Origin of the sequence: Saccharothrix longispora, assembly GCF_031455225.1 — a bacterium.
GTDB classification, from domain to species: domain Bacteria; phylum Actinomycetota; class Actinomycetes; order Mycobacteriales; family Pseudonocardiaceae; genus Actinosynnema; species Actinosynnema longispora.
Genome location: NZ_JAVDSG010000001.1, coordinates 801,423 through 819,086, shown reverse-complemented (window position 1 = coordinate 819,086; position 17,664 = coordinate 801,423). Strand labels below are relative to the sequence as shown.

Below are 17,664 nucleotides of genomic sequence, written 5' to 3'. Positions count from 1 at the left end.
GGCACGTCGGCGAGCGACGGACTAGGCCGTTCGCTGGAACCGGTCGAGGCCGTCGAGCAGGCGGGCCACGTCGTCGTCGGACGAGTACGGGGCCAGGCCGACGCGCAGCCCTCCCTGGTCGCCCAGGCCGAGCCACCGGGACGCCTCGATCGCGTAGAACGACCCGGCGGGCGCGTTGACGCGCAGCCCGGCCAGGAAGTGGTGCGCGTCGGCCGCGGACCGGTCGGCGAACGTGACGAGCAGCGTGGGCGTGCGACGCCCGGCGCGCGAGTGGACGGTCACGCCCGGCAGCGCGGCCAGCCCGTCCTCCACGGCCTTCCGCAGCCGCTCCTCGTGGGCCTCCGCCGCGGCGAACGACCGGGCGATCCTGGCGCGACGGTCCCCTTCGGACGGCACGAGACCGGCGATCACGTCGACCGCCGCCGTGCAGCCGGCCAGCAGCTCGTAGGGCAGCGTGCCGAACTCGAACCGCTCGGGCACGGCGTCCGTCGACGGCAGCAGCTTGTCCGGCCGCAGGCCCTCCAGCAGCTCCGGGCGCGCCGCCAGCACGCCGATGTGCGGGCCGAAGAACTTGTACGGCGAGCAGGTGAAGAGGTCCGCGCCGATCTCCTCGACGTCGACGAACGCGTGCGCGGCCAGGTGCACACCGTCCACGGCGAACAGCGCGTCGCCCTCGTGCGCCAGCGCGCCGATCGCCTTGAGGTCGGGGCGGGTGCCGATCAGGTTGGAGGCGCCGGTCACCGCGACCAGCCGGGTGCGCGGCGACAGCACGGCGGCCACGTCGTCGGGCGTCAGCTCACCGGTGCGCGGGTCGAACGCGGCGAACCGGGCGCGCGCGCCGACGGCCTCGGCCGCCTGCACCCAGGGCCGCACGTTGGCGTCGTGGTCCAGGCGCGTCACCACGACCTCGTCACCGGGGCCCCACCCCTTGGCCAGCGTGCGGGCGAAGTCGTAGGTCAGCTGCGTCATCGAGCGCCCGAAGACGATCCCCGAGGACGACGCGCCCACCAGGTCGGCGAGGGCCCGACGCGCCTCGCGCACGATCACGTCGGACGCGCGTTCGGCGTCGGTGACCGTGCCGCGCACGGACAGCGGGGAGGTCATGGCGGTGCGCACCGCGTCCGCCACGGCGGCGGGCACCTGGGACCCGCCGGGGCCGTCGAAGTGGGCGGTCCCGGCGGCGAGCGAGGGGAACTGGGCGCGCACGGCGTCGACGTCGTAGGTCATGCCGTCCACTCTGCACCGCGCCTCCCGGTATTGACAGGGCTCGCATCTGCGCACAACCATGGAAGCGCTCTCACGAAGCGGTCTGGACCAGTTGTCCGTGATCGCGGGAGCGGAGACCGCCCGGCCGCCCTGGAACCGGTCGGGGGTCTGCCGACTGCCCCCTGCACAAGGAGTCACATGCGCACTCGGACGAAGTGGTTGAGCGCGCTCGCCGCACTGGCGGCGACCGCGTCGGCGGCGATCGCGATCGCACCGGCACAGGCGATCGGCCCCGACCTGCTGCCGCTGACCGTCACCAACGACAGCGGCCGCCCCGAGGCCGTGCACCTGTACGTCCTGGGCACCGACATCCGCGCCGGCCGGCTCGGGTACGTCAACCAGGCCGGCGGGTTCACGCCGTGGTCGCCGGGCGGCAACCCGCCCACGCCCGCGCCGGACGTGTCCATCGCGGGCCCCGGTCCCGGCGGCAGCGTCACGCTGCGCGTGCCCCGGTTCATCTCCGGCCGCGTCTACATGTCGTTCGGTGAGAAGCTGAAGTTCTCCCTCACGCCCGACGGCCTGGTGCAGCCCGCGCCCTGGGCGTCCGGCGACCCGAACAGCGGCATCCTGTTCGACTGGAGCGAGTTCACCTACAACGACGACGGCCTGTGGCTCAACAGCTCCCAGGTGGACATGTTCGCCGTGCCGCACGCGGTGTCGGTGACCGGCGCGAGCGGCGCCACCAAGAAGACCGGTGAGCTCAAGCCCGGCGGGCGGGACGCCATCATCAGCGGCATCCGCGGCCAGGCGGGCTGGGGCGGATCGGTCATGTCCCGCCCGGACGGCACGGTGCTGCGGGTGCTCGCGCCGGGCAAGGCCGCCGACGTGGGCCTGTTCGACCGCAACTACCTCGACTCGTACATCACCCAGGCGTGGAACGCCTACACGTCCAGGACGCTCACCGTGCAGCCGTTCGGCGACCGCCCGGACGTGAAGTACTTCGGCCGCACCTCCGGCACCACCATGGACTTCACGAACACCGCCGGGCAGCGGGTGGCGTCGTTCGCGAAGCCGTCCACGGCGGACGTGTGGGGCTGCGACGGCGCGCTGCACGCGCCCAACGACCAGGTGGTCGGCCCGATCGCCCGCACCCTGTGCGCCGCGCTGCACCGCTCCACGCTCGGCCGGATCGACACCCAGCCCGGCGGCGGGCCCGCCGACTTCTACCAGGGCGCGATCACCAACCACTACTCGCGGCTGGTGCACCAGAACATGGTGGACGGCAAGGCCTACGGGTTCGCGTTCGACGACGTGCAGGCGCAGGAGTCCCTGGTGCACGACGGCGACCCGCGCTCGGCCGGGATCACGCTGAACCCGTTCACCGGCGGCGGCACCACTCCCCCGCCCGCCGGCGGCAGCAGCATCGTGAGCAACTGGCACGGCAAGTGCGTCGACGTGCCGAACGGGAACTTCGCCGACGGGCAGCGCCTGGCCGTGCGGGACTGCACTGGCGGCGCCAACCAGAAGTTCGAGTTCACCGGCGGCACGATCCGCACGCGGAACGACAAGTGCGTGGACGTGGCGTGGGGTTCGACGGCCAACGGCGCGGCCGTGCAGCTCGCCACGTGCTCCGGCAACCCGGCGCAGCAGTTCGCCCTGACCGCTGCCGGTGACCTGGTGAACCCGCAGGCGAACAAGTGCGTGGACGTCGCGGAGTGGAACCCGGCCAACGGCGCGGTCCTCCACATGTGGGACTGCGTCGGCGGCGCGAACCAGAAGTGGCGCCGCGCCTGATCCGAGGCGCTCCACCGACGAGAGTCCAACACCCAGGCCTCGCGAGTCGTACTTCCAGGAGCCCTGAGTTCTTCACTCGCGAGTGAAGAACTCAGGGCTCCCGAGCGTCGGACTCTCGGGGTCAGCCGGCCTTGCGCAGGGCGACCCTCGGGAAGTCCAGCGGCACGGACAGCGCGACGTTGACGTAGTTCGTGAAGAGGTTGAGCGCGACGTGCGCCACCAGCTCCACGACCTCCTCGTCGTCGAAACCTGCGGCGCGCAGCGCTTCCACGTCGGCGTCGGTCACCTGCGCGCGGTCCTCGACGAGCTTGGCCGCGAAGCCGAGCGCGGCGGCGGTGCGCGGGTCGTGCGAGTGGCCGGCCTGGGCCTGGCCCATGTCCTCCGCGGACACGCCCGCCTTGCGCCCCAGGGCGGTGTGGGCGGCCAGGCAGTACTCACAGCTGTTGCGGTCGGCCACGAGGACGGCGACCTGCTCGCCCAGCTTCGCCCCCAGGCGCCCGCCGCCGAGAGCGCCGAAGCCCGCCCACATCATCGTGAGCGCGGCGGGCGAGTTCGCCACCGCCTTGAACATGGCGGGCGTCGTGCCGAAAGCGGCGGTGATGTCGTCCAGCAGGGGCTTCGCCTCGGCGGGGGCCGTCTGGGAGTCGACCAGTGTGACTCGGGACATGGGGTGGTGCTCCTGTCAGTGCGAGTGGGTCGAGGTGCTGCGATCGCGATCGTTAGTAGTACTATCAATCTGAGCCGGCCCGCGTCAAGACATAGTTAGGAGTACGAACAGTGGATGTGAGCTTCGACGCGATCAGCGAGCCCGTTCCCACGCGCGTGACCAGCGGTCTCGCCAAGATCGGCGCGGTGCTCAAGAGCCGGGCGTGGAAGGGAGCGGGTCCCGCGGGCGTGACGCCGACGCAGGCGCAGGCGCTGGAACTGCTGCGAGGACGACCGGCGAGCCTGGGCGGCCTGGCGGCCCTGCTCGGCGTCTCGACCGCCACCGCCAGCACCGCGGTGGGCACCCTGGTCACCAAGGGACTCGTGGTGAAGGAGCCCGGCGCGAACAAGCGGTCCGTGACCCTGCGCCTCACCGAGGCCGGTGAGGCGGTGGCGGACCGCGCGAGCGAGTGGCCGGGCTTCCTGAGCCGGGCCGTCGAGAACTTCGACGACGCGGAGCAGGCCGCCATGCTGCTCCTGCTGGTCAAGCTGATCCGCACGCTCCAGCTCAACGGCGACATCCCGCCGCAGCGCACCTGCGTGACGTGCCGCTACTTCCGACCGCGCGTCCACGAGGACCCCGTGAACCCCCACCACTGCGCCTACCTGGACGCGCCGTTCGGCGACCGGCACCTGCGCCTGGACTGCCCCGAGCAGGCCGACGCCGACGCCGAGCAGCAGCAACGGGCGTGGGAGCGCTTCACCTCCGCGACGCCGGCCTGACCACCCCGAGCCGCGAACGCACGACACGCAGGGCGCGAACGCACGACACGCGAGGCGCGAACGCACGACACGCGGGTCAGTCGGGGAAGTCGTCCTCCGGTGCGCCGCGGGCGAGCGCGGCCAGGGTGGTCAGGGCGGGGACGAGGGTGTCCTCGTCGGTGGAGGCCAAGGCCAGGCGCACGGCGTTCGGGGCGTGCCCCGGCACGACGGCGAACGCGGCGGCGGGGGTGATCGCGATGCCCCGCCGGCTCGCGGCGGCGGTGAACGTCTCGGCCCGCCACCCGTCCGGCAGGCGCCACCAGCAGTGGAACGCGCCGGGGTCGCCCCGCACGTCGAAGCCCGCCAGGTGGGTGCGGGCGAGGAGCTGGCGCTCCCGGGCGAGCGCGCGCTTGCGGTCCACGACGGCGCGCACGGTCCCGTCCGCCAGCCAGCGGCCCGCCGCGGCCAGCGCGAAGTGGCCCGCCGCCCAACCGCCGGAGCGCGCGGTGGCGGCCACCCGGTCCACCAGGTGCCCGGGCGGCACGACGAACCCCAGGGTCAGGCCCGGCGCCAGCCGCTTGGACAGGCTGTCGACGACGGTGGTGCGCTCCGGCGCGAGCGGCGGCAGGTCGGGGCCCAGGAACGCGTAGACGGCGTCCTCGACCACCTGCACGTCCAGGTCGCGCACGACCTCGGCCAGCTCGGCGCGCCGCCCCGGCGGCACGGTCGTGCCGAGCGGGTTGTGCAGGACCGGCTGGAGGTAGGCGGCGCGCACGTCGGCCGCCCGCAGCGCGTCCGGCAGGACACCCGCGTCGTCCACGGCCAGCGGCACGAGCGTGATGCCCAGGCGGGCAGCGAGGGCCTTCACCACGGGGTACGTGACCGCCTCCACGCCGAGCCGCCCGCCCACCGGCACGAGTGCGGCCACGGCGGCGGCGATGGCCTGGCGACCGTTGCCGGTGAACAGCACCCGCCGCGGGTCGGGCGCCCAGCCTCCCCGCGCCAGCAGCGCGGCGGTCGCGGCCCGCACCTCGGGGGTCCCGGCGACGCCGACCGGGGTCGTCGCGGCGACCAGGCCGTCGTCGACGAGCCCGCGCAGGGCGGGCGCGAGCAGCTCGGCCTGCGCGGGCAGCAGGCAGAAGTTGAACTCCAGGTCGACGCGCGCCCCGCCCGGTTCGGGGAGCGCGGGCTCGGCCGGTCGGGCGCTGCGGACGAACGTGCCGCGCCCGACCTCACCGGTGGTCAGGCCGCGCCGGGCCAGCTCGCCGTAGACGCGGGCGGCGGTGGACGCGGCGATGCCGTGCCGTCGGGCGAAGCGCCGCTGGGGCGGCAACCGGTCACCCGGCTTGAGCCTGCCCGCCGCGATGTCGGCGGCGATCCGGTCGGCGATCACCCGGTGGTCCACGCGCACCTCATTGCACCGAGAGCATTGTTTTGATTGCACCGCGATGATCGCGTTTCCTAGGCTCGTCGTCAAAGGGGGCGCACATGGTGAACGCGTACGACGACGAGGGCGACGGCCCGCCGCTGCTGCTGGTCCACGGACACCCGTTCGACCGCTCGATGTGGTGGCCGCAGCTCGACCACTTCCGCGACAGGTACCGGGTCGTCGTCCCCGACCTGCGCGGGTACGGCGAAGCGACGGGCGCGGCGGGCACCACGCCGCTGCCCGCCTTCGCCGACGACCTGGTCGCGCTGCTCGACCACCTCGGAATCGACCGGGCGGTGGTCTGGGGCCTGTCGATGGGCGGCCAGATCACCATGGAATTGCACCGATCGCACCCGGAGCGCGTGCGGGCACTGGTGCTCGCCGACACCACCCACGAAGCCGACGAACCGGCCGCCGCACGGGCCAGGCACGAGACGGCCGACCGCGTCGAGCGCGAGGGCATCGGCCCGTACGCCGAGGAGCTGATGCGGAAGATGATCTCCCCGAGGACGGCGGTCGAGCAGCCGGGCGTGGTCGACCACGTGCGGCGGATGATGCGCGGCGCACCACCCGCGGGCGCGGCGGCGGCCCTGCGCGGTCGGGCCGCCCGACCGGACTACACGCCCTCGCTGGCCGCGGCGCGGGTGCCCGTCCTGGTCGTCGTCGGCGAGGAGGACGAGTTCACCCCGGTCGCCACGGCCCGCCGGCTGCACGGGACCGTGCCCGGCTCGGCGCTCGCCGTGGTCCCGCGCGCCGGGCACCTGCCCAACCTCGAACAACCGGCGCTGTTCAACCGGGTCGTCGACGAGTTCCTGGCCGGTCTGCCCGACCGCTGACGCGCTACCGCGTGGCGCGGATGGCGTCGATCGGCGCCGGGGTGCCGGGCCCGACCGGTTCGCGGCCGACCTGCCGGTCCACCCGCTGCTCGACCCGCTGCCCGCCGGGCCCGTCGACCCGGTCCGCCACCGCCCACGCCCCGCCCACCAGGCACACCACCGCCGCACCGGCGATCATCAGCCTGGTGCGGGCCTTCGGCACGGCCGGCAGCACGTCCGTGCGCGCCTCGGCGGGGTGCGCGGCGGGCCTGGGCCGCCTGCGCAGCTGGGCCACGCACTGGGCCGCCGTCGGCCGGCGGTGCGGCGACAGCGACGTCATCGCGGTGAGCAGGCGGTGCATCTCGGGAGGCAGGTGCGGCGGCACGACGGGGGGCCGGCGCAGCCTCGCGACCGCCGCCTCCACCCGGTTGCCCTGGTACTCGCGCCGCCCGGTCAGGCACTCCAGCAGCACCAGCCCGAGCGCGTAGACGTCGGCGGGCGGCCCGACCTCCTCGCCCCGCACCTGCTCCGGCGCCAGGTAGGAGGCAGTGCCGATGACCTGCCCGTGGTTGGTGAGCTGCGTCGACCAGGCCGAGCGGGCCAGGCCGAAGTCGGCGAGGTGGGGCGCGCCGGACGCGTCGAGCAGGATGTTCGACGGCTTGACGTCCCGGTGCACGACACCGCGCTCGTGCACGTGCGCCAGCGCGTCGGCCAGCCGGGCGCCCATCCGCCTCACCTGCCCCGTCGGCACCGGGCCCTTGGCCAGCCGGTCGCGCAGCGTGCAGCCCTCGACCAGTTGGAGCACCACGTACGAGGTGCGCCCGCACGTGCCCGCGTCGTACACCGACACCAGGCCGGGGTGCGACAGCGCGGCCATCGTCCGCACCTCGTGGTCGAACCGGGTGCTCGCGACCCCGCCGGCCACGTCGCCCTGCGCGTCGAACAGCTTCACCGCGACGTAGCGGCGCAGCAGCAGGTCCCACCCGCGGTGCACCTCGGCCATGCCGCCGGTGCCGAGCTTGCCCGCCAACCGGTACCGACCGGCGAGCACCCGGTCCTCGGTGGACAGCGGCACGGCTTCGCCCTTCCCGTCGCGGTGCGGTCGCACCGGGGTTCCCGCCGTCCCGGCGGGCAAACCGGAACGCCACCCCGGGCCGTTCACCGACACCCGACCGTGATCACGGTGACCGCCGGCGGTCACCCTCGGCGAGCACAGCGCTCCTGCCCCGGACAGCTGCGCACGACCCTGACCAGCGGCGGAGCGGTGATCACGGCGGGCGCCCGCTCGGCGCCACCCGGCCAGCGCAGGGTGATCGCCACGGACGAGGCGTTGTTGTCGTACGACTTCTCCACCAGCGTGCGGTCGCTGTTGACCACGTTGACCACGTCGTAGGTGCCCGACGGCACGCCGGTCAGGTCGAGCCACTGGAAGTCGACGGTGTGCTTGTAGTCGTCGCCGTAGCCCACCGAGATGCCCTCGGCGACCTCCAGCGCCTCCGGCGCGTGGTGACCGCAGCGGTTCAGCCGCAGGTAGCCGGCCAGCCTGCCCTCCGGGGTGGTCCGGTCGTCCGGGCGCCGCGCCAGCTCGTCGTCGACCTCATAGCGGTCGCCGAGGCAGAAGCCGGTCTTGCGGTCGACCACCACGGCGTCGCCGGCGGGGGTGCGGAGCTGGAAGTGCTCGAAGCCGAGCAGGTGCCAGTGCGTGTGGGCCGGCGCGGGCTCGTAGTAGAGGGTCGCGGGCGCGCGGTGCTGCGCCGCGGCGTACGAGCCGGGGATCGATCCGTCCACAGCGGACTGGAACGCCTGCCGCGCGGTCATCGTCGGTTCCGCCGCACTACCGCGACTGCCGTAGATCAGCAACGGACCGTCCCCGATGTTGTCCGCCGATGTGGTGAACCTGAGCCGCGCGGCACGACCGGGTTCGCCGCGTCCCAGGCACTCCCCGTTCGGGGCGTCCGGGTCGGCGACCACGCACACGTCCCAGTCCGCGCACCGCGCCGGGTCGCCGGAGAAGCCCCCCGGGCAGCCGACGGGCGCCTGTCTCAGGTCGGGCAGCAGGACCGAGTCCACGGCCTGCGCGTTCGACGGCCCCACGACCGCCGCCACCAGCACCGCCGTGGCGGACAGGGCCGCATACCTGCGCACGATCTCTCCCAGTGGTTCCGAGTGCACCGAATGGTCCACCCGGAACCTAATGAGGTACCCGGTCGGAAACCGAATCACGCAGGCGAAGTTCACTCGATCGATTGAGGCGCAAGGAAAAGCGGCCACCGGGACCCTAACCTTCTCCGCGTTCGCGCGCCGGGTGCGCGCGCAGACGTCCGCGAACCGGAGGTGGGTCCGATCGACGCAAGAGCTCTCGGCACGGTGACGATGGTGTGCGGCACGAGGCCGGAGCTGATCAAGCTGGCGCCCCTGATCCGCCTGATCGGCGCCCGCGCGACCGTCGTCTACACGGGACAGCACTACGACACCGCGATGTACCACCGCATCCGCCGTGACATCGGCAGCCCCGGCCGGTTCCACGAGCTGGCGGTCGGCGGCGCGCGGCGCGGCACGCAGCTCGGCTCGGCCGTGGCGGCGGTGGACGAGCTGCTGGCCGAGCACCCGACCACGGCGGTGGTCGTGCAGGGCGACACGACGTCCGCGCTCGCCGGCGCGCTGGCCGCCAACGCCAACGACGTGCCGCTGGTGCACGTCGAGGCGGGCCTGCGCAGCTACGACCGGGCGATGCCCGAGGAGCACAACCGGGTGGCGATCGACCACCTCGCCGACCTGTGCTGCGCGCCGACCGAGCTGAACCGCGCCAACCTGCTGCACGAGGGCGTGCCGGACGAGCGCATCGCGATCACCGGGAACACGGTGGTCGAGGCGCTGGCGACCGCGTTGCCGCACCACGACGAGGAGGCCGTGGTGCTGGCCTCGCACGAGCTGCGCCAGGACGGGTACGTGCTGGCCACGATCCACCGGCCGGAGAACGTGGACGACCCGGCGAACCTGGAGACGATCCTGCGCGAGCTGAGCAGGCTGCCGCTGCCGGTGGTCCTGCCGCTGCACCCGCGCACGGCCAAGCGCGTGGCGGGCTTCGGCCTGACCGGCCTGCTGGCGAACCTGAAGGTGGTCGAGCCGCAGGCGTACCCGGCTTTCCTGGCGCTGGCCCGGTGCGCCGCCGTCGTCGTCTCCGACTCGGGCGGCATCCAGGAGGAGGTCAGCGTCCTCAAGCGACCGGTGGTCGTGGTCCGGCGCAGCACCGAGCGCCCGGAGATCGAGGGCACGTTCGGCACCCTCGTGCCGCCGGGCCAGCGGGTGCGCACCGAGGTGCTGCGCTGGCTGGACGACGTGCCCGGGCACCGAGAGCGCCTGGGGCGCATCCCCTCCCCGTACGGCAGCGGCTCGCCGTCGGCCGTGATCGCCGACGCGCTGCGGCAGTTGGTCCGCGGCGAGCCGCCCGTGCTCACCCCGGAACGGGTTGTGGTTCCCCCACCAGCGTCCCGACCACGTGGTTCGCGAGTCCCACACTCGAATTCCAGCTCGTGACGTCCGGGTAGACGTGGGCGGTGGTCGCCAGCACCAGCGGGGTGCCGGCGACCACCACCGGGGGCTTGCGCGCCAGGTAGCCCAGGGGGTGCACCGGCTCGACGTACGGGGCCTTGAACACGCGCACGTCGTCCACGTCCGCCCGGTTGAGGTCGGGGTGCAGGCCGAGCAGCTGCGAGGTCCAGCGCGAGGCGATCGCGGCGTCGTCCTCGCGGAACAGCGCCGACCCGCGGTCGGTGTAGTGCATGGCGTACACCAGGTGCCGCCCACCGTAGGGCTCCACGCCCGCGAGCGGCGTCATCTCGACCACGCCGTCGAACTCCGTGCCGGAACCGACCACGGGCGTCCAGTAGTGCCCGGACAAGGGGCGCTTGAGGAAGAACAGCGCGTTGACCACGCCCTGGTAGGGCAGCTCGACGTCCGGCAGGCGCGCGGCCAGGTCGTCGTCGGCGAGCTGCCGCAGCAGCGGCAGGGGCAGCGTGGACACCGCGCGGTCGGCGGTCACCACGTCCCCCGCCAGCTCCAGCCGCACGCCGTCGCGCACGCCGATCCGCCGCACGGGCGCGTCCAGCCGCACCTCGCCGCCGCCGGCCTCGATCGACGCCCGCAGCGCGTCGATGACCGCCCGGTAGCCGCCGGCGGGGTACCCGCGCACCGCCACGGCCCCGTCGCGCCCGAGCCGCTGCCACAGGTACAGGGCGGGCACGTCGCCGAAGCGCGCGCCGAACTTCGCGCCGAACAGGGGCGCGAGCAGCAGCTCCCACACCCGGTCGCCGTACAGGCCGCGCAGCCAGTCCTCGGTGCGCGTGCCGTCCAGGTCCTTGCCCTGGCCGAGCCGGCGCAGCAGGAGCGACACGACGCCGAACCTCACCCGGTCGGGCAGCCCCAGCGGGGTGAACCTGAGCAGGTCCCAGGCGTTGTTGAACGGGTAGCCGCGCCCGTTGACGACCATGCCCATCCGGGTGCGCCGCCACGTGACGGCGTCGCGCAGGCCCAGTTCGCCCAGCAGGCCGAGCAGGTGGTCGTCGGACGGCATCACGCAGTGGTAGAAGCGCTCCACCCACCGGTCGCGCCACGGGAAGAACGTGCCCAGCCCGCCGAGCTGGTCGCTGCCCTCCAGCAGGGTGACGCGGGCGCCGGCCCGCACCAGGCGGTGCGCGGTGGCCAGTCCGCAGATGCCGCCGCCGACCACCGCGACGTGCAGGCCGCCCACACCCCGGGCCGCCATCACAGCGCCCGGTACGGCGCGGGCGAGAGCCGGTCGCGGACCAGCAGCTTCAGGTACTGGCCGACCGTCCGCGCGATCCGGATCTTGCTCGGACCGCCCTTGCGGTCGTAGCGCAGCACGAGCGGCACCTCGGTGACGACCGGCCGGCAGTGGCGCAGCTTGAGCAGCAGTTCCACCATGCAGGCGAAGCCGCGCTCCTCGATCAGCCGTTCGCCCCAGTGGTCGGCGGCCCGCGCGAGCAGGCTCACCCGGTAGGCGCGGAAGCCGCTGGTGAAGTCGCGGACGCCCTCGACCCGCAGCACCCGGCGGAACAGCACCGCGGCGCCGCGCGAGAGCAGCCGGCGCGCCGCGGGCGCGGTCGTGTCGTCGCCGCCCGCGACGAACCGGGAGCAGATCACGACGTCCGCGCCGGCCGCGACCTCGCGCTCCATCCGCCGGATCAGGGCCGGGTCGTGGGTGTCGTCGGCGTCCATCACGACCACGACGTCGGACTCGTCGGCCTCGGCCAGCACGGCGCGCAGGCCGGACTGGACGGCCTGGCCGAGGCCGAGGTTGACGTCGTGGCGGACGAGCCGGACGTCCAGGCCTGGCACGCCGGCCTTGGCGACGTCGGCGGTGGTGTCGGAGGACCCGTCGTCGACGACCCAGGCGGTGAGCCGCTCGGTGCGGGCGACCTCCGCGAGCCGGGTCAGCAGGGGCGGGAGCGAGACCGCCTCGTTGTAGGCGGGCAGCACGACGTGGGCTCGGGCACGGGTGCGCTCGTCGTCGGAAAAGGCTGGTCCGCCCTGTTCCGACGTGCCGCGCACGCCGCCTTCGTCGACGATCAAGAGGCCCCATTTCACTGGATCACGGATGGCGGGCCAGAATTATTCGCCTGCGCACCCCGGCGGGATTCGCCCACCCCGAGTCCCCACGGTGGCACAGGAGGGCGGATTTAACCGGCTACCCACCCGCGATGATCACCAGTAAGGGGAACAGCGTTGACCGAAAGAGTGAATTAACCCCAACAGTCGGCACCGAATATGCACCGAGTAAGCAGAATTCCCCGTTCGGATGTTCTCGGACGGGTGACAATTATCGACTTCATGGTGGAGAGGACGTCGTCCGATGTGGTGTGGCGTGGACGGGACGCCCTCGGGGCGCGGCAAGGGCGGTCCGAGGTGAACGGCGTGGGCTCGGCGACCACCTCGCCGCCGGTGTCGCGGTGGCGGCACCCGAGGGTTCGCGAGGCGTCGTGGCGCGACGCGCTCCGGCGGGTGAACGCGGTGGCCGTGCTGCTGGTCGCGGTCGACGCGGGCGCCGTGGCGCTGGTGTGCGCCCGGCAGCCGCCGGGGTGGCGGGCGGCCGCGCTGGTGGCCGTGGCGCTGCTGGGGGCGCGCGGCGCGTGCAGGCTGTACCGGCGGCGGCTGTGGCTGTCCTGGTTCCACGACCTGCCGCGCTCGATGGGGGCGACGGCGCTGGCGTTCGCCCTGGTCACGTGCGTCGACCTGGTCACGGGCGCACCGCCGGCCGACACCCGGGCCGCGCAGTGGTCGGTGCTCGCGTTCGCCGCGCTGAGCGAACCCACCCGGCTGGCGGTGTTCGCCTTCGGCCGCTGGGCCCGGCGGCGGTTCCACCGGTGCGACCGGACCATCGTGGTGGGCACGGACAAGGTCGGCGTGGACCTGGTCGGCTCGATGCTGGCGCACCCCGAGTTCGGCCTGCGCCCGGTCGGGTTCATCGACCCCGAACCCGTGCTCGACCGGGCCGCGCTGCCCGTGGCACTGCTCGACGAGGACCTCGCCGACGCGATCACCCGGCTCGGGGTGGGCACCGTGGTCCTCGCGTTCTCCCGGACCCGCGAGTCGTACGTGGTCGACTCCGCCATCGCCGCGCACCGGCTCGGCTGCACCACGCTCGTCGTGCCCCGGATGTTCGAGCTCCACCAGGACGGGCCCGACGTCGAGCGGCTGCGCAGCTACCCGCTGATGCGCCTGGGCACCGCGCCCACCAGCCGGCCCACCTGGTGGGTCAAGCGCACGATGGACGTGCTGCTGGCGGCGGTGGCGCTGGTGGTGCTGTCGCCGGTCATCGCGGCGTGCGCGCTCGCGGTGCTGCTGGAGAGCGGGCGGCCGGTGATCTTCCGCCAGGTCCGGGTCGGCATGGATGACCACCCGTTCGTGCTTTACAAGCTGCGCAGCGTGAGAATGAACGGCAACGACGATTCCCAAGTCACCTGGTCGGTTGTCGGAGATCGCCGGGTCGGACCAGTCGGACGATTCCTGCGTCGCAGTTCCCTGGACGAACTGCCACAACTGTGGAACATCATCCGGGGCGACATGTCCATCGTCGGGCCGCGCCCCGAGAGGCCGGGTTTCGTGCGCGAGTTCTCCGCGATCCACGAGCTATACTGGGCCCGTCACCGCGTTCCCACGGGATTGACCGGGCTCGCGCAGGTGCACGGCTTGAGGGGGGACACCTCTATTGTCGACAGGTCGCGCTACGACAACTACTACATAGCCAACTGGTCGTTGTGGCTGGACGTCAAAATCCTGTTGCAGACGGTGGGTGAGCTGTTGTGCCGAAGGGATCGCTGACCTCGCGGATCGTGGGCCTGCTGTGCGCCGCGCTCCTGCTGCTGACCTCGGCGGCCTGCACGTTCGGGGCCGCCACGGGCCAGCCGGGCACGCGCGGCGAGGTGCCGGGTGACGTGCTGGCGCCGCCGCCGAAGCCGCTCGCGCCGTGCGCCTGGTGGTACGGCATCGGCGAGCCGCCGTCCTCGATGGAGATCAGGTTCGCCGCGCTGCACTACGACCTGGTGGTGCTCAACGCGACCGAGACCCTGGCGCTGCGCCGGCTCAAGCGGCTCAACCCGAAGGTGAAGGTGCTGGTCTACAAGGACTTCTCCAGCACCCGCAGCTACCCCGGCGCGGTGATCGGCGACGTCGACGCGCCGCTGCTGCCCAGCGGTCTCGGGTACATGAAGACCCAGCGCGACCACCCGCACTGGTTCGCGGTCGACACCACCGACGCGCGCATCGAGTGGAACGGCTACCCGAAGCACTGGCAGATGACGGTGTGGGACCCGGCCTACCAGAAGGCGTGGACGGACGCCGTCACCGCCGAGGTGGTGCGCGAGGGGTGGGACGGCGTGCTGGCGGACAACGACTTCGCCTCGCTGAGGTACTACTCGACCGCCCTGCTGAAGGGCACCACGACCGCCGTCGAGACCGACCGGGTGATCCGCGAGGGCCTCGACGCGTTCCTGTCGACGGCGGGCGAGGCGCTGCACAAGGCCGGGAAGATGCTCATCCCGAACGTGTCCGAGTCGCACCTGACGGCCGGGCGGTGGTCGGCGCACTCCCGGTACGACGGGGCGATGGAGGAGAACTTCGGGCTGCGCGACAGCGGCACCGGCGAGCTGCTCACGTTCAAGGGCAACGAGTTCAAGGAGCTGCGCGCCCAGGCCGCGCTCGGCGAGTCGTGGCTGCTGCTGGTCACGCACGTGAAGGGCGCGCGCGAGGAGCGGGTCGGCTACGCCACGGCGGCGCTGCTCGCGAGCCCGCACACGTGCTGGAACGGGGCGTCCACGGCGGACTACCGCCACCCGGACTGGTCGCCGTACCAGGAGGTCCCGCTGGGCGAGGCGACGGAGACCGCGAACCGCCTGCTCAACGGGGCCTGGGACCGCCGGTTCACCGGCGGGTACGTGGCCGTCAACCCGACCGCCGCGACGGCGGAGGTCAACCCGCCGGAGGGGTACCTGAACGTGGACACGGACCGGCCGGTGCCGAGCACGATCGAACTGGCGGCCGGTGACGCGGTGGTGCTGGTCAAGCCCTCGGGGCAGGACACGTCCGCGCCGGCCACGACGCCCACGCCGACCACGTTCACCCCGACCACGACCGCCGTCACCACGCCCGGGACGACCGCGCCGCGACCGACCACGCTGGAAGCGAACCCCCCGCGACCGACCACCACGACGACCGCGCCGGAACCGACCACGTCCGAACCCGCCGCGCCGGCCGTCCCGACGACCACCGCCGCGCCACCGGCCCCGGTGGTGCCGGGAGCACCACCGCCGGCGGTGAGGTCTCAGGTCGCCGGGCGCCCGGTCAGGGACCGGTAGAGGTCCAGGTGGCGGCGGGCGCAGGCGTGCGGGGTGAAGCGCTCCCCCGCGCGCTCGGCCAGCAGGCGGCCGGTGCGGGCCGGGTCGCGGTCGGCGAACACCGCGCGCAGGCGGGCGGCCAGGTCGGCCACGTCCCCCGGCACGGCCAGGTGACCCGCGCCGCCCAGCATGTCGGCCACCCCGCCCGTGTCGGTGGCCACCACCGGCTTGCCCGCCGCCATCGCCTCGGCCACCACCAGCGGCTGCTGCTCCATCGTGGACGGCAGCACCAGGGCGTCGTGGTGCCGCAGCAGCTCCGGCACGTCCGGGCGGAAGCCCAGGAACCGGACGCGGTCGCCCAGCGCCCGCGCCGACCGCTCGGCCAGGGCGCGCTGGGGGCCGTCGCCGACCACGGTCAGCGTGGCGTCGGCGGGCATCACGCCGGGCAGCGCCAGGGCGTCCAGGAGCGTGGTCAACCCCTTGCGCTCCACCAGCAGCCCGACGAACACCAGCCGCCGCACCGGCCCCGCCGGCGGGTGCACGTGCGCCGGCTCCACGCAGTTGTCGATGTGCGCCAACCGCGCCCCCGGCACCCGCAGCCGGGAGCTCAGGAAACGGCCCATCGCCGGTGCGGGCACGACGGTCCGGTGCACGGCCCGCGCGACGAGCGCGTCCGCCGCCAGCACGGTCCGCGTGTACGCCGACGGCGCGACCGCCCCGGGCACGCCCCGGAACCACTCCTCGCCCACGTCGTCGGGCACGCCGTGGTAGGTCTGCACGACCCGGTGGCTCAGCCGCAGCCCGGCGCCGACGAGCCCGGCCCGCCGGTCCTGCGCGTGCACCACGTCGGGCCGCCACGCCGCCACCGCCGCCCGCGCCCGCCGCCCGGCCCGCAGGTCGCCCTTCGCCGCGACCTCGACCGGCTGGTGGTGCCCGTTCAGCACCTCGGCGCCGCGCCGGGGCACCGGCCCGAACACCCGCACCTCCGCCTCGCCGGAGTCCAGCAGCGCCCGGGCCAACCGCACGGTCACGTCGACCGGCCCGCCGCTGTCCTGGGTGAGCACGTACGCGACCCGCAACGGCCTCACCGGCCACCTCCCGGCGCGATCTTCTCCACCACCGTCGCCACCTGCTCCGCCACCTGCCGCCGGTCGAACAGCAGCTCGACCCGCCGCCGCCCGAGCGCGCCCTCGCGGCGGGCGAGGGCCGGGTCCGCCAACCGGCGCGCGACCGCGGCGGCCAGCGCGGGGACGTCGCCGGCGGGCAGCACCGCGCCCGCGTCGCCGACGCCCTGCCGCACCCCGCTCACGTCGAACGCGACCACCGACCGGCCGCACGCCATCGCCTCCAGCGGCACCAGCGCCATCCCCTCCGCCCGCGACGGCACCACGACGACGTCCGCCGCCGCGTAGAAGTCGGCCACCGCGTCGGCGTGCCCCCACCACCGCACGGACGGGTCGGCGCACCCGGAGCGCCACCGCCGCCCCATCGGCCCGTCGCCCACGAGCACGAGCCGCGCGCCGGGCACGGCCGCGCGCACGGCGGGCCACGCCGCGAGCAGCTGGTCCTGCCCCTTCAGCGGTGCGAGCCTGCCGACGCACACCGCCGTGGGCGCCTCGGGCAGCCCCAGCCGCAGCCGCGCGGCCCCGCGGTCGGCCGGGTGCAGCCGCTCGGTGTCGACGCCGTTGCACACGACCTCGGCCGGCCCGCCGACCCCCGCGTCCCGCCCGGTGCGCAGCTCGTCGTCGCTCACGCACACCAGCTGGTGCGTCCAGCGCGCCGCCCACCGCTCCCAGGCCAGCGACAGCCGCCCGACGAGCCCGGTGGCGGTCTGGAACGACCACAGGTGCGGCTGGAACAGCGTCGGCCGCCGCCCGCGCAGCACGAGCCGCCCCACCAGGCCCGCCTTGGAGCTGTGCAGGTGCACGACGTCCGGGTCGAGGCGGCGCAGCAGCGCCCGCAACCGCACCCACTCCGCGACCGCGGACGGCCCGGGACCGCGGACGGCACGCCACTCGCGGACGTCGACCCCGGCGGCCCGGGCGCGGTCGGCGAGCGGCCCCGGCGGGCACACCACCGCCACCGCCCACCCCGCCGAGCACTGCGCCACCGCCAGCTCCAGCACCACCGCGGCGACGCCGGCCGTCACGGGTTGGCTCAC

At 74.1% G+C, this 17,664-nt stretch carries 15 protein-coding genes; 6 read left to right on the top strand and 9 right to left on the bottom strand.

The genetic code is table 11. The annotated features are described in order from the left end of the window. Positions 1-21: 21 nt before the first annotated feature. The gene (locus tag J2S66_RS03560; protein WP_310303733.1) at positions 22-1,227 is read right to left on the bottom strand and encodes a cysteine desulfurase-like protein; all 1,206 of its coding nucleotides are present in this window, start codon (positions 1,225-1,227) and stop codon (positions 22-24) included. A 177-nt stretch (positions 1,228-1,404) separates the two neighbouring features. On the opposite strand from J2S66_RS03560, the gene J2S66_RS03555 reads away from it, so the two are divergent. Continuing rightward, a complete protein-coding gene (locus tag J2S66_RS03555) occupies positions 1,405-3,000 on the top strand; it encodes a glycoside hydrolase family 64 protein (RefSeq protein WP_310303731.1) in 1,596 nt (531 codons plus the stop codon). 121 nt (positions 3,001-3,121) lie between these two features. Here the strand turns inward: J2S66_RS03555 and J2S66_RS03550 are convergent, their stop codons facing one another. Further along, a complete protein-coding gene (locus J2S66_RS03550) occupies positions 3,122-3,667 on the bottom strand; it encodes a carboxymuconolactone decarboxylase family protein (protein ID WP_310303729.1) in 546 nt (181 codons plus the stop codon). Positions 3,668-3,777: 110 nt separating this feature from the next. Between J2S66_RS03550 and J2S66_RS03545 the strand changes: the two genes are divergently transcribed. Next, the gene (locus J2S66_RS03545; protein ID WP_310303726.1) at positions 3,778-4,428 is read left to right on the top strand and encodes a MarR family winged helix-turn-helix transcriptional regulator; all 651 of its coding nucleotides are present in this window, start codon (positions 3,778-3,780) and stop codon (positions 4,426-4,428) included. 76 nt (positions 4,429-4,504) lie between these two features. Here the strand turns inward: J2S66_RS03545 and J2S66_RS03540 are convergent, their stop codons facing one another. Beyond that, on the bottom strand, positions 4,505-5,812 hold the full coding sequence (locus J2S66_RS03540) for an aminotransferase-like domain-containing protein (protein WP_310303724.1): 1,308 nt from the start codon (positions 5,810-5,812) through the stop codon (positions 4,505-4,507). An 83-nt stretch (positions 5,813-5,895) separates the two neighbouring features. On the opposite strand from J2S66_RS03540, the gene J2S66_RS03535 reads away from it, so the two are divergent. After that, positions 5,896-6,672, top strand: a complete 777-nt coding sequence (locus J2S66_RS03535) for an alpha/beta fold hydrolase (protein WP_310303721.1) — start codon at positions 5,896-5,898, stop codon at positions 6,670-6,672. Between the two features lie 4 nt (positions 6,673-6,676). On the opposite strand, the gene J2S66_RS03530 is transcribed toward J2S66_RS03535, so the two are convergent. Both J2S66_RS03530 and J2S66_RS03525 read right to left on the bottom strand, forming a co-directional pair. Next, the gene (locus tag J2S66_RS03530) at positions 6,677-7,759 is read right to left on the bottom strand and encodes a serine/threonine-protein kinase (protein ID WP_310303719.1); all 1,083 of its coding nucleotides are present in this window, start codon (positions 7,757-7,759) and stop codon (positions 6,677-6,679) included. Positions 7,760-7,848: 89 nt separating this feature from the next. Then, positions 7,849-8,796 (bottom strand): lysyl oxidase family protein, encoded by a 948-nt coding sequence (locus tag J2S66_RS03525; RefSeq protein WP_310303717.1) that lies wholly within the window; start codon positions 8,794-8,796, stop codon positions 7,849-7,851. Between the two features lie 228 nt (positions 8,797-9,024). On the opposite strand from J2S66_RS03525, the gene wecB reads away from it, so the two are divergent. After that, positions 9,025-10,188 (top strand): non-hydrolyzing UDP-N-acetylglucosamine 2-epimerase, encoded by a 1,164-nt coding sequence (wecB, locus tag J2S66_RS03520; protein WP_310314641.1) that lies wholly within the window; start codon positions 9,025-9,027, stop codon positions 10,186-10,188. Here the strand turns inward: wecB and J2S66_RS03515 are convergent. Beyond that, positions 10,106-11,416: an FAD-dependent oxidoreductase gene (locus J2S66_RS03515; protein ID WP_310303714.1), complete on the bottom strand. Its 1,311-nt coding sequence runs from the start codon at positions 11,414-11,416 to the stop codon at positions 10,106-10,108. The two genes, wecB and J2S66_RS03515, sit on opposite strands and share 83 nt — an antisense overlap. Then, a complete protein-coding gene (locus J2S66_RS03510; RefSeq protein WP_310303712.1) occupies positions 11,416-12,243 on the bottom strand; it encodes a glycosyltransferase in 828 nt (275 codons plus the stop codon). The genes J2S66_RS03515 and J2S66_RS03510 overlap by 1 nt, the downstream gene beginning before the upstream one ends. Positions 12,244-12,501: 258 nt before the next feature. Here J2S66_RS03510 and J2S66_RS03505 point away from each other — a divergent pair, with 258 nt between their 5' ends. Further along, complete coding sequence (locus J2S66_RS03505; protein WP_310303710.1) at positions 12,502-13,992, top strand: sugar transferase; 1,491 nt, start codon at positions 12,502-12,504, stop codon at positions 13,990-13,992. After that, a complete protein-coding gene (locus tag J2S66_RS03500) occupies positions 13,974-15,524 on the top strand; it encodes a putative glycoside hydrolase family 15 protein (protein WP_310303707.1) in 1,551 nt (516 codons plus the stop codon). Before J2S66_RS03505 ends, J2S66_RS03500 begins: the two co-directional genes overlap by 19 nt. Here J2S66_RS03500 and J2S66_RS03495 read toward each other — a convergent pair. After that, positions 15,491-16,591, bottom strand: coding sequence for a glycosyltransferase family 4 protein (locus tag J2S66_RS03495; protein WP_310303705.1), 1,101 nt, complete (start codon positions 16,589-16,591; stop codon positions 15,491-15,493). The genes J2S66_RS03500 and J2S66_RS03495 overlap by 34 nt on opposite strands. Continuing rightward, the gene (locus tag J2S66_RS03490; protein WP_310303703.1) at positions 16,588-17,664 is read right to left on the bottom strand and encodes a glycosyltransferase; all 1,077 of its coding nucleotides are present in this window, start codon (positions 17,662-17,664) and stop codon (positions 16,588-16,590) included. The genes J2S66_RS03495 and J2S66_RS03490 overlap by 4 nt, the downstream gene beginning before the upstream one ends.

Coding starts and splice junctions, on each gene's coding strand:
- J2S66_RS03535 (WP_310303721.1), top strand. CDS start 5,896: ATGGTGAACGCGTACGACGACGAGGGCGACGGCCCGCCGCTGCTGCTG.
- J2S66_RS03560 (WP_310303733.1), bottom strand. CDS start 1,227: ATGACCTACGACGTCGACGCCGTGCGCGCCCAGTTCCCCTCGCTCGCC.
- J2S66_RS03550 (WP_310303729.1), bottom strand. CDS start 3,667: ATGTCCCGAGTCACACTGGTCGACTCCCAGACGGCCCCCGCCGAGGCG.
- J2S66_RS03555 (WP_310303731.1), top strand. CDS start 1,405: ATGCGCACTCGGACGAAGTGGTTGAGCGCGCTCGCCGCACTGGCGGCG.
- J2S66_RS03505 (WP_310303710.1), top strand. CDS start 12,502: ATGGTGGAGAGGACGTCGTCCGATGTGGTGTGGCGTGGACGGGACGCC.
- wecB (WP_310314641.1), top strand. CDS start 9,025: ATGGTGTGCGGCACGAGGCCGGAGCTGATCAAGCTGGCGCCCCTGATC.
- J2S66_RS03515 (WP_310303714.1), bottom strand. CDS start 11,416: ATGGCGGCCCGGGGTGTGGGCGGCCTGCACGTCGCGGTGGTCGGCGGC.